This window comes from Pseudomonas taeanensis MS-3 (assembly GCF_000498575.2).
Taxonomy (GTDB): Bacteria; Pseudomonadota; Gammaproteobacteria; order Pseudomonadales; family Pseudomonadaceae; genus Aquipseudomonas; species Aquipseudomonas taeanensis.
Window position 1 is genome coordinate 279,798 of sequence record NZ_AWSQ01000006.1, and the last position, 14,210, is coordinate 294,007.

General features: G+C 60.1%; 10 protein-coding genes. 3 read left to right on the plus strand and 7 right to left on the minus strand.

Annotation, left to right across the window (positions count from 1 at the left end):
• Window positions 1–108: 108 nt before the first annotated feature.
• Complete coding sequence (locus TMS3_RS19205) at window positions 109–2,406, minus strand: TonB-dependent receptor (RefSeq protein WP_025166920.1); 2,298 nt, start codon at window positions 2,404–2,406, stop codon at window positions 109–111.
• A 216-nt stretch (window positions 2,407–2,622) separates the two neighbouring features.
• Between TMS3_RS19205 and TMS3_RS19210 the strand changes: the two genes are divergently transcribed.
• The 3 genes from TMS3_RS19210 to TMS3_RS19220 all read left to right on the plus strand — a co-directional run bounded on the left by TMS3_RS19210 (window position 2,623) and on the right by TMS3_RS19220 (window position 6,449).
• The gene (locus TMS3_RS19210; RefSeq protein WP_025166921.1) at window positions 2,623–3,303 is read left to right on the plus strand and encodes a Fe2+-dependent dioxygenase; all 681 of its coding nucleotides are present in this window, start codon (window positions 2,623–2,625) and stop codon (window positions 3,301–3,303) included.
• 3 nt (window positions 3,304–3,306) lie between these two features.
• Complete coding sequence (locus tag TMS3_RS19215) at window positions 3,307–4,104, plus strand: tetratricopeptide repeat protein (protein ID WP_025166922.1); 798 nt, start codon at window positions 3,307–3,309, stop codon at window positions 4,102–4,104.
• 209 nt (window positions 4,105–4,313) lie between these two features.
• Window positions 4,314–6,449 (plus strand): TonB-dependent receptor, encoded by a 2,136-nt coding sequence (locus TMS3_RS19220; RefSeq protein ID WP_029866486.1) that lies wholly within the window; start codon window positions 4,314–4,316, stop codon window positions 6,447–6,449.
• Between the two features lie 170 nt (window positions 6,450–6,619).
• Here the strand turns inward: TMS3_RS19220 and TMS3_RS19225 are convergent, their stop codons facing one another.
• The 6 genes from TMS3_RS19225 to TMS3_RS19250 form a co-directional block, all read right to left on the minus strand.
• Window positions 6,620–7,327, minus strand: coding sequence for an NAD(P)H-dependent oxidoreductase (locus TMS3_RS19225; protein ID WP_025166924.1), 708 nt, complete (start codon window positions 7,325–7,327; stop codon window positions 6,620–6,622).
• A 17-nt stretch (window positions 7,328–7,344) separates the two neighbouring features.
• Window positions 7,345–8,997, minus strand: coding sequence for an ABC transporter ATP-binding protein (locus TMS3_RS19230; RefSeq protein WP_025166925.1), 1,653 nt, complete (start codon window positions 8,995–8,997; stop codon window positions 7,345–7,347).
• A 5-nt stretch (window positions 8,998–9,002) separates the two neighbouring features.
• On the minus strand, window positions 9,003–9,830 hold the full coding sequence (locus tag TMS3_RS19235) for an ABC transporter permease (protein WP_025166926.1): 828 nt from the start codon (window positions 9,828–9,830) through the stop codon (window positions 9,003–9,005).
• Window positions 9,831–9,833: 3 nt separating this feature from the next.
• On the minus strand, window positions 9,834–10,793 hold the full coding sequence (locus TMS3_RS19240) for an ABC transporter permease (RefSeq protein ID WP_025166927.1): 960 nt from the start codon (window positions 10,791–10,793) through the stop codon (window positions 9,834–9,836).
• A 160-nt stretch (window positions 10,794–10,953) separates the two neighbouring features.
• On the minus strand, window positions 10,954–12,555 hold the full coding sequence (locus TMS3_RS19245) for an ABC transporter substrate-binding protein (RefSeq protein ID WP_025166928.1): 1,602 nt from the start codon (window positions 12,553–12,555) through the stop codon (window positions 10,954–10,956).
• 143 nt (window positions 12,556–12,698) lie between these two features.
• Window positions 12,699–14,081 (minus strand): FAD-binding oxidoreductase, encoded by a 1,383-nt coding sequence (locus tag TMS3_RS19250; RefSeq protein WP_025166929.1) that lies wholly within the window; start codon window positions 14,079–14,081, stop codon window positions 12,699–12,701.
• Window positions 14,082–14,210 lie beyond the last annotated feature (129 nt).

A 14,210-nucleotide genomic window follows, 5' to 3' on the forward strand; every position in this document is an offset into this window, starting at 1 on the left:
ATTAATATCAAGCGAGAATAATTTACACATCACTTACTCAGACCCGGACACAACAGGCCCCGCCCGACAGCAGTCGGGCGGGGCCTGTGCGTACATCCTCTAGCAGGCCTAGAAGTGAACGTTGGTGCTGAGCAGAGCCGTACGACCCGCTGCCTGACTGGCGAAGTGAGCCGAGTAGGCCTTGTCGTAATAGGTTTCGTCGGTGAGGTTCTGCACGTTGAGTTGCAGGTCGACGTTCTTGGTCAGCTTGTAGCTGGCCATGGCGTCGTAGCGCCAGTACGAGTCAACGTAGACGGTGTTGGCGACGTTACCCCAGACTTCATCCATGTAGAAGGCACCACCGCCAACGGTCAATTTGTCGGTCACGTTGTAGGTGGTCCACAGGGTTAAGCTGTTTTCAGGCGTATTGGCCAACTGGTTGCCGTTATCCAGGCTGTCGACAAATACACCGCCGAGCGAGACTTTGCCGCCATCAACCAATTCGCTATCCAGGTAGCTGTAGCCCGCAAATACCTGCCACTTGTCGGTGATCTTGCCGGTAGCCGACAGTTCCACACCCTCAACCCGGGTGGTGCCCACGTTTTCGTAGGTATTGGTGTCCACCAGTACGCGGGCGTTGTCTTTCTCGGTACGAAACACTGCTGCCGTCAACGACAAGCGATCATTCAATACATCCCACTTGGTACCGAGTTCATAGTTACGGGTTTGTTCCGGCTCAAAATCGCTGGCAAGCAAGTTGCCAGCGCGATCGGTGCTACCAGGCAACGGGTTGGCATCGGTGCCTTCACTGAGCATCGAACCCGGTGGAGTGGCCGCCGTGGCGTAAGACACATAGATGCTGCCGTTATCGGCTGGCTTCCAGACCAAGCCCAGCTGACCGGTCACGAACTCGCTGGTGTCGTTGCCCTTGGCGGTAGTCGCGCCAGCTGCGGTATAGGTCTTGTACTGGGTATCGAAGTGGTCGTAACGCAGGCCCATGTTCAACAACCATTCGGGCGCCAATTCCAGGGTATCGAAGGCATAGAGCGCCCGCGTAGTGCTGGACGTGTCCGTACCGGCGTAATTGCGGGCAATGCTCCCGGTCCAGGCATCATCAGGGTTCGGATTGCTCAGCGAGGTGCAGTTGCCGCCGTCGCTCGGCCCCGTGCAGGTAGTGATTTTGCTGTTCGGGGATACGCTATAACTCTGTTTCTCAGCATTCTCGCGACTGAACTCGATACCGGTAGAGAAGCTGTTCTTGTGCCCTCCGAGATAGAACTCTCCAAACAGATCGGTCTGGTTGGTGGTGGTAGCGGTATTGCCGACCCGACTATTAGCACGACGCCATACGCCATCATTGACCACGTTACCGGCACTGTCATCGGGCTGGGTGAGCACGTAATCCTGCATGCTGTTGCCATGGCGCAAGGTGTTCTTGAGCGTCAGCGTATCGTTCAGGTCGTGCTCGATGGCGATGGTGGCGATGTCGGTACGCGTCTTGCGAAAATCACGCTCCGTTAAACCGTAGAAGTTGCTGCTATCGCCGCCGTCAGTTGGCTTATCCGGGCTGGCGGTCGTGTGCGCCCGACCCACCGAGTAGCCGTAGGGAATGCCGGAATCCGGCAAGTCATTACTTTCCATATGGTAGAAATCGAGATTCACCCGAGTGTCCGTGCCCAGGCCAAAGGCCAATGACGGCGCAATGCCCCAGCGGTCATAGTTGACCTTGTCGCGTCCCGCCACATTGCTTTCGTGGCTCATCAGATTGAGGCGGCCAGCGGCGTTATCAGTGAATTGATAGTTACCGTCGAGGGTATAGCGCTGGGTCTGGTCGGAGCCCCAGGTAGAACCACCGTCAAAGGAGTTACCCAGGTGCGCCTTCTTGCTCACCAAGTTGATGCTCCCACCGGCGGCGCCGCGCCCACCAATGGCCGAGTTCGGCCCTTTGCTGACCTCGATGGACTCGACCGCGAAGATTTCCCGAGTTTGCGCCCCCGTATCGCGCACGCCATCCAGATAGGTATCGCTCTGCGCATCAAACCCACGAATGAACGGCCGGTCCCCCTGAGGGTTCCCCCCCTCACCCGCGCCCATGGTGATGCCCGGCACGGTGCGCAAGGCATCCTGCAATGACATGGCGCCGGTGTCCTTTAGCACCTGTTGCGGCACAACCGTGATGGAGCGCGGTGTATCTAGCAACGCAGCCGTATATTTCGGCGACTGAGCACGCTCGGCCTGATAGCTAGTGGCGGTATCTTGCTCGCCCACTACCGTAGTGGCATCGAGGGACAGCGGCGACGGCTTGCTCTCGATGCTTTCCGCGGCGAGGGCCATTTGCGCCGTAGACAGCGTGGAGATCGCCACACCAACAGCAGTGGCAAGCAAGCGTGGCGAGTAAGTGGTCGCCCCATTGGACGTGATGGACATGCAAGTTCCTCCCCAGGAGTGGCAAAGGCCGCGGAGGTTATTGCAATCGACTCTCATGCACAATTGAAACTTATTCTCATTTGTGAAAATTTACACTCTACTTACACTTCTGCCGAGTGCTCTAGCTCAACGGATAAGCGCAGTTAGCCAGGGTTTTACATCGCACATGAGAACAAATATCATCGGCATCTAATTTTCAATACGCGCAGGCGCATCATGCTTTTTCACATCCCTGGCATTTTTTCCCCTGCTGAAGTGGCGCAGATTCGCCAAGCACTTGAACAAGCCGAATGGGTGGATGGCAAGGTCACAGCGGGTTATCAATCCGCCAAAGCCAAGCACAACCTGCAACTGCCGGAAGACTCTCCTCTTGCACGTGATATCAGCGAATCCATGCTGCAGCGCCTGTGGCTAAACCCCCTATTCATGTCCGCCGCCTTGCCGCACAAGGTTTTCCCTCCGTTGTTCAACTGTTACACCGCCGGTGGCTCATTCGATTTCCATATCGACAACGCCATCCGCCAGGTACGCAACAGCCCGGAGCGAGTGCGCACCGACCTGTCTGCCACCCTATTCTTCACTGAGCCGGACGAATACGACGGTGGCGAACTGGTGATTCAGGACACCTTCGGCACCCAACGTATCAAGCTGCCGGCTGGTGATCTGCTGCTGTACCCCGCCACAAGCCTGCATAAGGTCGAGGCCGTGACACGCGGCGCGCGCCTGGCATCGTTCTTCTGGACCCAGAGCCTGGTTCGCGAGGACAGTCAACGCAGCTTGCTGTTCGAGATGGATCAGGCCATTCAGAGCCTGACGCGAGACGTACCCGAGCACCCGGCACTGATCCAGTTGACCGGCAACTACCACAACCTGCTACGCCGCTGGGCAGAGGTCTGAACGATGAACGTCGTCCTGCACCGCAAGGTAGTACTGACCGACGATGACCTGCCGGCCGCACTGGACAGCGACCCACGCCAGTCGGCCCGCCTGATCCTGACTGCCGCAGGCCAGGGCATCGTCGAGGCGCAAGTGTTGCTCGGCCAGATCCTGCTGGACGGACGCGGCATCAGCAAGGACCCGCCTCTGGCGCTGAACTGGTTCCGCATTGCCGCCCGCAGCGGCAATGCCATGGCACTGAATATGCTCGGCCGCTGCCTGGAACATGGCTGGGGCTGTTCAGCCGATGCAGCTACAGCGGCGCAACACTACCGCACAGCCACACACGCGGGGCTGGATTGGGGCATGTACAACCTGGCCAACCTGCTGGCCACCGGACGCGGATTGGCACGGGACCAGGCAAGCGCATTCACCCTCTATCAGCGCGCCGCCGACCTGGGGCATGCCAAGTCGATGAACCTGGTTGGGCGTTTTTTCGAGGAGGGTCGCCTTGTACCACGCAACCTGCCACTCGCCCATGACTGGTACCGCCGCTCCGCCGAAGCCGGCGACTTTCGCGGTCAGTTCAGCCATGCCGCCGTGCTCGCCGAACGTAATCACATCGAGCAGGCCCTGGTCTGGCTGCACCGCGCACTAGAGGCCGGCAATCTGAATTTCCTCCGGTTCGCCCGCCACGCGCTGCTGCAATCCAGCCACGAGGCCATACGCATACTGGCCCGCAACTATTTTTCCCGTGCCGCCTTGCTCGGTGATGACGACGATCGTCAAGCGCAACGCGACTTTATCCAAAGCCGCGGCTGACCGGCAGGGACACGAATCACTGACGCTGATGCACGTGGTTGACGAAAAGCTGTGAGTTTCGCGGTCGAGATCGCCCTCATAGAGCCATGCCTGAAATCTGATGATTCCCCCTGAGTCGGGCGCCCGCTGCGCACAGACCTCCACTTCCAAATAAAGTTGCAACGTATTTGCATGCGCTAATGCAAAGCAATATCATTCGCACTCTTTTCATGGGGAGTCGCGCGGTGACCGTCTTACGCTTAAATCCACTCTATCTATCGCTGCTGGGCGCCTTCGCCGTGCAGGCCGTACATGCCGAATCGAACACCGCGCTGGAGATTCCTGCCGCCGTGGTGACCGGGCAACAGCAACAGAGCAGCTACAAGCCCAGCATTAGCAAGAGCGCGCTGAAGATCGATGCGCCTCTGCGCGATATTCCGCAGACAGTCAACGTCATCCCGCAGAGCGTGATCAAGGATCAGGGCGCCCAGTCGATGGAAGACGTGCTGAAGAACGTGCCCGGCGTCGGCCTGTCCAACGGCGATGGCCAGCGCGACCAGGTCACCATCCGCGGCTTCAGCGCTATCGGCGACCAGTACATCGACGGCATTCGCGACGACGCCCTGTACTACCGCGACCTGTCGAATATCGAGCGAGTGGAAGTGATCAAGGGCCCTGCCGCAGTGCTCTACGGCCGCGGCTCATCCGGCGGACTGATCAACAGCGTGAGCAAGCGCCCGACCTTCGCCCCGGTGCAGGAAGTCGGCGTCAGCTTCGACAGCGAAGGCAAGAAACGCACCCAGTTCGATGCCGGCTGGGCCGATCAGGAGCACGGCGACAAGGCTTTTCGGGTCACCGGTGCGCTGGAGGACAGCGACGGCTTCCGCGACGACGCCTTCCTCGAGCGCAAGGCGCTGGCGCCTTCGGCCTATTTCAAGCTGTCCGATGACCTGGAGCTCAACCTGGGCGCCAGCTACCTGTACGACAAGCGCCTGATCGACTTCGGCATTCCTGCGCTGAACGGTCGCCCGGTGGATGTCGACCCAGGCACTCGTTTCGGCTCCGCCGACCCGGATCAGGACTACACCCGCAGCGAGGTGTTCTCCCTCACCGCCGGCCTCGACTACCAGATCAACGACGACTTCAGCCTGTCCAACACCAGCCGTTACTACCACTACGATCTGGATCGCAACAACACCCTGGCGCACACCGATGCCAACCGCTTCGTTACCGCCGCCAATGGCGAACTGCTGGTCAAGCTGCGCCGCGGCAACGTGCAGCGCAAGGAAGATGGCTGGTTCAACCAGACCGAGCTGAAGCAGCAAGTCCAGCTCGCCGGCAAGCAGCACAGCCTGTTGTATGGCGTGGAGCTGGGCCGGCAGTACAAGCACCAGTCGGTATTCAGCCAGAGCGATGTGGCGCGGGTACCGGTGTTCCGCGACGGTCTGGTCGAGGTGCCGTTCACGGCGGCGCAACAGACCTCCAAGGGACTCAACACCCAGGACACCGCCGGCTTCTATGTACAGGACCTGATCGAACTGGCGCCGCAATGGAAGGCCTTGCTTGGGGTGCGCTACGACGTGTTCGACCAAGCCTTCGATGACGACCTGAGCGGCAGCGACATCTCGCGCACCGACCGGACCTGGAGCCCGCGTGTCGGCCTGGTCTATCAGCCGGACCAGATCCAGTCCTACTACGTCTCGGTGAGCCGCTCCTATCAGCCGTCAGGCGAGACCTTCCCGCTAAACAATTCGATCAAAGACCTGGAGCCGGAGCAGACCACCAACTACGAGCTGGGCGGCAAATGGGACCTGCTCGATCAGCGCCTGTCGCTCACCGCCTCGCTGTTTCGCCTGGAACGCACCAACATGAAGACCAGCGACCCGGCCAATCCCGGCCAGCTGATCCTCGCCGGCGAGCAGCGTACCGATGGCTTCGAGACTACCCTGACCGGCCAGCTCAGCGACAAATGGCAGGTGTATGCCGGCTACGCCTACCTGGATGCGCAGATCACCAAGTCCACCAGTTTCACCAACGGCGTGGCCAATGAGGGCCAGACTCCGACCCTGACCCCGGAGCACAGCGCCAACCTGTGGCTGGTGCGTTCGCTGACCCAGCAATGGCGAGTCGGCATGGGCGCCAACTACGTCGGCGAGCGCTTCACCGCCCTGGACAACGCCACGGTCATGCCCGGCTACACCACCTTCGATGCCGCGCTGCTGTACAACCAGCCGCAATGGGACGCGGCCCTGCGCCTGCGCAACGTGTTCGACAAGGAGTACTTCGCCTCGGCCCACGGCTCGGTGGACCTGATCACCCCCGGCGCGCCGCGCAGCCTGGAGCTGAGCGCCAACTATCGGTTCTAGACAGTCCGCCTTCGAGCGCCCGAGTCGGTCCGCACAGACCGGGTCGGGTCACCTCGGCGCATTGACCAACCTGCTCAGCACTGCCGCCTGAGCAGCCGCGCCATCATGTCCCAATCCCTCTCCCTGCACATGAAGGTCACGCGCCGCAGTGTTGACTGCGCCAGGCAGGCTCAGGCCTGCGGTAACGGATACAGCCGCTCGTCGAACTGCTGCAGACGTGGAAATGCCAAGGGTTGATCCCCCTCGAGCCCGCTCAAGCGCTGCTGGTAGGCGACGAGGAACTCCTCACGCGCCGCATGGCTGATGTAGGGCACATGCCAGGCGACGAAGGGCGGCAGCACGTCCATGCCGACATAGGCCAGGGTGCCGCGCAACAGCGGCCGCAGCATGTCCTCCAGCGGACCATGGATGGCGCCCTCACCGAACATATGCTCGCGGCCGCCCAGGGTCAGGCTGACCAGCACCCGCTTGCCGGCCAGGCCGCCCTGGTCGTAGAAGCGCTTGCCGCCGTAGCAGACCCCGCTGACCAGTACCCGGTCGATCCAGCCCTTGAGAATGGCCGGCACCGAGAACCAATACAGCGGGAAGTTGAGGATCAGCGTGTCGGCCCACAGCAGCTTGTCCAGTTCGCTCTGGATATCCGCGGCCAGGCCGCCGTTCTTCGCCCCCAGACGCTGCTCCAGGGCATACACCAGATAATCCGGGTCCTGCCGTTCCGTGAAGTCGGCGGCGCTGGCCACCGGGTTCCAGTTCATCGCATACAGATCGGAGACCTGCACCTGATGGCCCTGGCCCTGCAGGGTCTCCACCGCCAGATCGCGCAGGGCCGTGGTAAAGGATTGCGGCTCGGGGTGGGCGTGGACTATCAGTACCTTCATAAGGCTTCCTTGGGAGTCTAAAGCTGGGATTCCAGGCGCCTGGTCTCGCCGCGCTGGATGAGGAGGCGGTCCAGCCAGTCGGGGTCCATTTCCGGTTCGGATGAAAAGAGCAGCCCGGTGTAATCCTGGTGCGGCGGAGTGAAAATGGCGTCACGCAAGCCTGCATCGACTACCCTCCCTCGCTGCATCACCAGCACCTCGTCGGCGATGGCCCTTACTGTGGCGACATCGTGGGTAATAAACAGGTACGAGACCCCTAGCTGCCTCTGAACTCGATCCAGCAGTTTAAGGATCCCCTCAGCCACCAATTGGTCCAGGGCCGAAGTCACCTCGTCGCAGATAATCAGTTGCGGTTCAGCAGCCAAGGCACGGGCGATGCAGATACGTTGTTTCTGCCCGCCGGACAGTTCGGTAGGCCGGCGCTGCATGTACACATCAGGATCAAGCTCGATCATCTCCAGCAACTCGGCCACCCGTTGCCGCAGTGCCTTGCCCTTGAGACCAAGGTAGAACGCTAGCGGCCGACCAATGATGTCGACGATGCGCTGTTTCGGGTTCAGCGCCGTATCGGGGATCTGGTAGATCATTTGGATGCTGCGCAGTTGCTCCTTGCTGCGCTGGCGGAAGCTTCGAGGTAGCTCCTCACCGCTAAGCAACACTTTGCCCGAGGTGGGAGACAACAGTCCGGTGATCAACCGCGCTGTCGTGCTCTTGCCACTCCCCGACTCGCCAATCACTGCTAGCGTCTGACCGCGATACAGGCTGAGTGAAACATCCTCCAGCACCGGTTGGCTGCCATAACTGGCAGAAGCACTGCGCACTTCCAGCAACGGCGTCTGGTCCTGCGGCTGCGGCTTTGGCTCGGTGCGGAAACAACGTACGGCCCACAGCGACCTTGTGTAATCTTGCTGGGGCTCGGCAAGCATATGCCGTGTCGCGCCCTCCTCCACCAGTTTGCCGTGGCGCAACACCATGATGCGGTCGGCCATTTGCGCGACTACCGCCAGGTCGTGAGTGATATAGATAGCCGCGGTGCCAAAACGCGCCACAGCATCGCGGATCGCCGCCAGTACCTCGATTTGCGTGGTGACATCGAGCGCCGTGGTCGGCTCATCGAAAATGATCAAGTCCGGACGGCACGCCATCGCCATGGCGGTCATCGCCCGCTGCAGCTGCCCCCCGGAGACTTGGTGCGGATAACTGCGGGCAATCCGCTGCGGGTCTGGCAGACCCAGCACACGGTACAACTCCAGCGCCTCGACTTCGGCTTGAGCAGGTTTGATCCCGCCGTTTTTCACCGCCGTTTCAATATGTTGATCAATCAGCCGCTGCGCTGGATTAAACGAGGCCGCAGCACTCTGCGCGACGTAGGCGATGCGCAAACCGCGCAACTTGCGCAACTGCTCAGCCGAGCAATGCACCAGATCCTGGCCGTCGAAACGGATCGAGCCACGACTGATCCGGCAACCATCACGGGTGTAACCCATCGCCGCCAGCCCAAGAGTCGACTTACCAGCACCCGACTCACCAATAAGCCCCAGCACCTCGCCCCTGCGCAGGCTTAGGTCGATACCCTGCACCAAGGGCAGCCAGCCTTCATCGCACTGCGCTTCGATGTGCAGGTCATGTATTTCCAGCAACAATTCGCCGTCATGTTTATTAGCGCTCATGTCTATCACTCCTTGAGCCCGCTGGACTTGTGCAGCATCCAGTCGACAACGAAATTGACTCCGACTGTCAGCACTGCGACCGCCAGGGCCGGCAGCAGTGGGGTGACATTGCCAAAGGTGATGAGCACCGCGTTATCGCGGACCATGCTGCCCCAGTCGGCCGTCGGCGGTTGAATGCCCAGGCCGAGGAAGGACAAGGCGCTGATAAACAGGAAGACGAAGCAAAAGCGCAAACCGAACTCGGCAATCAGCGGCGCCGCGGTATTGGGCAAGACCTCCCGGGTCGCCAACCACCACAGCCCCTCGCCACGCAGCCGCGCGGCTTCGACGAAATCCTGAACCACCACGTTCATCGCCACCGCCCGGGTCAAGCGGAACACCCGGGTTGAATCCAGCAAGGCAATGACCAGGATCAACGAGGTCGCAGTGGTGCCCACCACACTGAGAATCAGCAGGGCGAAGATTAGCTGTGGAATGGCCATGAGAATGTCCACCAGGCGCGACAGGCCCTGGTCCACCCAACCGCTCTTGAGCGCCGCCACCAGCCCCGCCAGACCGCCAATCAAGAAGGCCAGCAGTGTGGCCGTGAAGGCGATGCCCACGGTGTTGCGCGCACCGTAGATCAGGCGGCTAAACATATCCCGACCGAGGTTATCGGTACCCAGGAGAAACTGTCCGTCCCAGGGAGCGAAGCCATCGCCGACTATCTCGGTTTCACCGAACGGCGCCAGCACCGGCGCCAGAACAGCCAGCAGCACGTAGAGGGCTATTACAATAAATCCGAATTGCGCACTCAGTGGCGCGCGGAGCAACTCTTTGAACAAACGCGTCATGTCCTACCCCTTTGGATGCATCAGGCGAGGGTTGCTCGCGATGGCAAGCACATCGGCCAGCGTATTGAGCACTACGTAGGTCGCCGCAAAAATCAGACTGCAGGCCTGCACCACGGGGATATCGCGCTTGGCGACCGAGTCCACCAGCAACTGGCCGAGCCCTGGGTAGACGAAGACCACCTCCACCACCACCACGCCCACCACCAGATACGCCAGGTTCAGAGCTACCACGTTGACTATCGGCGCAAGGGCGTTGGGCAAGGCGTGGCGAAAGATGATCCGCGCCTGGCTGATACCCTTGAGCCGAGCCATCTCGATGTAAGGACTGGCCAGCAAATTGATCAGCGCCGCACGGGTCATGCGCATCATCTGTGCGATCACCACCAGACTCAGGGTCGCCACCGGCAGCACCGAACGCTCAAACACCTCGCCGAAGGACGCATCGGGTGCCAGGTTGGAGATACTCGGGAACCAGTTGAGCTTCACCGAAAAAAGCATAATCAGGATGTAAGCGACGAAGAACTCGGGGAAGGAGACCGCACTCAAAGCTGAGGTATTCAGCGCACGATCGAACCAGGAGTTGCGGTACAACGCCGCGAGCATGCCCAGCAGCAGCGCCAGCGGCACCGAAACGAGCGCGGCCATAGCGGCGAGAGTCAGGGTATTACCCAGTCGTGCACCGACCAGTTCGGAGATCTGCCGCTGGTTGGCCAGGGATACACCCAAGTCCCCTTGCAGGAAGTTTCCGATCCAATGCATAAAACGCATCAATGGCGGCTGATCCAACCCCAGTTGCGCCCGGAAGGCCGCTACAGTTTCATCCGTGGCCGCCTGGCCGAGCATGGCCTGGGCAATATCACCAGGGAGCAACCCGACCGCCAGAAAGATAATCACCGACACTGCAAACAGCGACAGCAAACCCAAAGCCAGGCGCTGCACTAGCAGCAATAAAATACTTTTCACCACATCAACCCTCTGCAAACGTTGTGGCTGCAAGCGGCCTGCGTAGCGAGTGTGATGAATCATTTTCGAGGGCACTGATAGCGCACTACCGCTTCTCGGCATCCCAAAACGAGTGAATCACCAACCCCACAGGCCACTAGATGCAGCAGGCGTACGGCATTTAGGCCTGCCACCAACGCTCGATCAGCCGCAGCCCGTCCAGCTCACCGTAGGGTGCGGTTTCAGGACCGTGAGCAACTCGCTTGGAACGCGCCGCCACCGAGTTGGCGAACAATGGGATCAAGGCGCCGCCCTCATCCCTGCACAGCTGCTGCATCTCGTTGTACATCTCACTGCGCAGCGGCTCGTTGAGCTCGCCCCGGGCGCTATTCAACAATTCATTGAAGCGCTGGTGTTCCCAGTGGGTTTCATTCCAGCTGGCGCCCTTGGCATAGCCGATGCTGAACATACGGTCGGCAGTCAGGCTGCTGTACCAAAAGGACGTGGTGAAGGGTTGCTTGTTCCACACGTTGGAGAAGAAGCCGTCGGCCGGTTCGCGCACCACATCGATGTTGATGCCGGCTACCCTGGCCTGTTCCTTGAATAGCACGGAAGCGTCCACTGCACCGGAATAGGCCGCATCAGAAGCCTGCAAGCGCACGTTGAGAGACTCCAGGCCGGCCTTGCGCAGATAGAAGCGCGCTTTTTCTGGATCGTAGATGCGCTGCTCCAACGCAGTATTCAGGAACCGATGGCCGGGCTGGAGCGGATGGTCATTACCGACCGTGCCGTAGCCACGCAGCACCGAGCCCAGCATGGCTTCCCTGTCGATAGCGTGCTTCATCGCCATGCGAACATTGTTGTCGGCGAACTCCTTGCTGTCGCACAGCATCGGGAAGGTGTAATGCTGGGCACCCTTGGTTTCCTCGATCACCATATTTGGGTTGAGCTTGAGCAAGTTGATGGTCTTCAGATCGACCTTGTTGATCACATCGACTTCGCCGGTAATCAGCGCATTGATCCGCGCGGCGCCATCGGAAATGCTGATCAGCTCGGCACTGTCGAAATGCGCGCGGCCCGATTTCCAGTAGCCAGGGTTACGCTCCAGGGCCATGCGCACCCCCGGTTCAAACGACTTGATTCGATAGCCGCCGGTGCCGCTACCAGCACGCCAGTCGGCGACGCCGTCTTTGCTCGGCATGATGACCAAGTGATAGTCCGCCATCACGAAAGGGAAGTCGGCGTTGCCCGAACGCAACTCGAACACCACGCTGTTACCGTCTTTAGCCTTGACCGTGGCCACATCACCGAGCACGGTTTTTGCCGCGGAAGTCGACTTTTCACCCAGGTGGTGCTCAACCGACGCCACTACGTCCTCGGCAGTCAGGGTCTGGCCATTATGAAACTGCACATCCTGGCGCAGCTTGAACGTCCACACGCGCGCATCCGGGGACGCCTCCCAGCTCTCTGCCAGCTCAGGGATCGCCGTGCCGTCCACCGCGATCTCCACCAGGCTGTTGTACACCGCGGAGAAGCCGACAAAGGTAAAGGTGTCACTCCATGAGCCCGGATCCAGGGAGTCCGAGGTGCTGCCCCCGGCCAACCCCAGTCTCAGCACACCACCTGGCTTAGGCGTTCCCTCCTGCGCCCAAGCGTTCAGCGGCAGACCTAGGGAAAAAGCCGCGCCAGCCATGCCGGCCATGGCGCCCAACTTGAGGAAGTCGCGTCGCTGCAGCTGGCCATCAAACATGGTCTGAATGCTGTTATTTTTCTTATCGCTCATGGCATTGCCCCTATTAACTATCGAAGAAATCGCTCGGCTTGCTCACAACGGTTTAACCGGGATGTCACACACTCAGAATTGTTACCATCACCACAACAATAACAATTTTATAGCGCAAAACCCACGTGCATACCAATGGTTTTTCAGAGATCGAAAATCTTCCCCGGATTGAGTATTCCGCGGGGGTCCAAGGTGCGCTTGAGCAGGCGCATCAGATCGAGTTCGGCCGGCTGTCGGCTAATGGGCAACCAAGCCTTTTTCTCCAGGCCGATGCCATGTTCAGCGGACACCGCACCCGCGAACGCCTGCACGCAGCCATACACGACCTGCTCCACTTGCTCATGGCTCGGCCATGGTTCATGCATCCCCACCGTCAGGTGCAAATTGCCATCCGCCAGATGACCGAACACCAGAAGTCGAGCATGAGCATCCAGCTCGGCCAGGTCGCTTTGCAGTCGACCGACGAAGGCATCCATATCACGAATGGCCAAGCTCACATCGAAGCCCTGGGTCTTGCCGAAATAGCGCTCCTCCGGCTCAGTCGCCTCACGGATCGCCCAGAGCGCCTCGCGCTCATTCAGCGACTGAGCGATCACTGCATCGGCCAGTAGATCCTCCTCGAACGCAGCTCCCAATGCCTGCTCGAAGCGCTGCCGTAAATCGGCCTCGTCACTGCCTTGCCACTCCACCAACACGTAGAAGGGCCAGGCCTCGGCAAAGGGAGAACTGTGCTCTGAGTGCGCTCCGGTATTGAGCAAGAAGAACTCGTTCCACATCACCTCAAACGCACAGAGTGCACCATTGGCCGTGCGATCCAGATGCTTGAGTAGCGCCGTCATCTGGTCAAAGCTGCGCACCGCGATCATGGCGGTGGTTCGCGCAGTCGGTAGCTCCTCCAGTCGTAGCACCGCACGACTGATCACCCCCAGGGTGCCTTCGCTCCCGACGAATAGCTGCTTGAGGTCATAGCCCGTATTGTTCTTCAAATAGCCGGCAAGGGAGGAGATCACCGTGCCGTCTGCCAACACCGCTTCCAGGCCAAGCACCCGCTCGCGCATCATGCCGTAGCGCATAACGCTGAAACCACCGGCATTGGTTGCCAGCATTCCGCCGATGGTACAACTGCCGCGCGCCCCCAGATCCACGGGAAACAACAAGCCTGCCTCGGCGGCCCGCTCCTGAACCGTCTGCAAGATGGCGCCCGCCTCCACCGTCATGGTTCGCCCCACCTCATCTACTGCCTCGATTCGCTGCATTCGCTCCAGCGACAGCATCATATGTTCGGCCGTGCTGGCGGTCGCCTCAGCCAGGCCTGTATTACCACCCAAGGGTATGACCGCCTGACCGGCCGCATGGCACAGGCGCAGACAAGCTGAAAGCTCAAGCGAATTTGCCGGTCGTAGTATTGCTTGAGCCTGCATAGGCTGACGATGCCAGTAGCTGCTCTGTCTGCTGCGCACCGCCTCCCCCTCTAGAACCCCCTTCTCACCCAGCGTCTCTCTCAGCGCAATCAGCAATTCAGTCATCACTAGAACCTCGTCAAATACTCGGCATGACCTTTGTGAGCGTTACTCTTACAAAGCATTTACTAATTGTTACTTGGATATTAACCTTTTTTCTGTTCAGCTTGCCCGATCATGCGGCATGACCAGCTC